Here is a 245-nt window from a genome sequence, read left to right as displayed (position 1 = left end):
ATATTACCCTTACGAGTGACAAACTGCGTGCCGGTCCAGATAGCTCTTACGCCATCATATTTTTCACTGACTAAATATTTACTTACATCATAATGCTTAGTTTCGTCATATACTTTAGCCAGTAAAACAGACGGTTGTGCTGCACTTATGCATTGCGTAAAAAGTACAATAACAATTAAAAGCAGGTGTTTAATAGTAAACATTGGCGCATCCAAGCACGTAAAAGTTGGCTTAAACTATAGTTG

1 protein-coding gene is annotated in these 245 nt (G+C 36.7%); it reads right to left on the bottom strand.

The features are described 5' to 3' along the window. On the bottom strand, positions 1-203 hold a 203-nt coding region (locus AAEY83_RS17775; RefSeq protein WP_351061322.1), incomplete at its 3' end, for a hypothetical protein. Between the last annotated feature and the right edge of the window lie 42 nt (positions 204-245).

The sequence above is a fragment of the Psychrobacter sp. TB20-MNA-CIBAN-0197 genome (assembly GCF_040309765.1).
In the GTDB taxonomy this organism is placed as follows: Bacteria; Pseudomonadota; Gammaproteobacteria; order Pseudomonadales; family Moraxellaceae; genus Psychrobacter; species Psychrobacter submarinus.
Note: the sequence above shows the minus strand (reverse complement) of the source record. Positions and strands in the feature narration are given on the sequence as shown.